Origin of the sequence: Shewanella sp. 10N.286.52.C2 (assembly GCF_002874545.1) — a bacterium.
Lineage (GTDB): Bacteria > Pseudomonadota > Gammaproteobacteria > Enterobacterales > Shewanellaceae > Shewanella.
Genome location: NZ_MCTV01000042.1, coordinates 2,245 through 2,541, shown reverse-complemented (window position 1 = coordinate 2,541; position 297 = coordinate 2,245). Strand labels below are relative to the sequence as shown.

General features: G+C 46.8%; 1 protein-coding gene. It reads right to left on the bottom strand.

The window, feature by feature from the left end; all coding sequences use genetic code 11:
• Nucleotides 1–297: VCBS domain-containing protein (locus tag BCU94_RS15410; protein ID WP_198590896.1), on the bottom strand; the 297-nt coding region annotated here is incomplete at both ends.

The following is a 297-nucleotide window of genomic DNA, read 5'->3' as shown; positions in this document are numbered from 1 at the left end:
AGTACCAAACTGACCTTGTAATGAGGTGGCTTGAAATTGATTTTGACCGTTATCCACATCAGTAACAGTGAGGGCGCCATCGACGCGAAGTTGCCCACAGTGAACGTCTTTATCTTCAGTTAAGCTGGCGGTTGAGATACCCGCAACCACGGCTTTATCATCAGTACCGTTAATGGTCACAGTGATTTTTTGCTCAATGCCGTCAACGCTATGAACTAACACTGTATCGGTAACTGACTCACCGGTTTTAAGGCCTTGAATCGCTGTCTGAGAATTGTCAGCGGTGTAGGTCCAGTG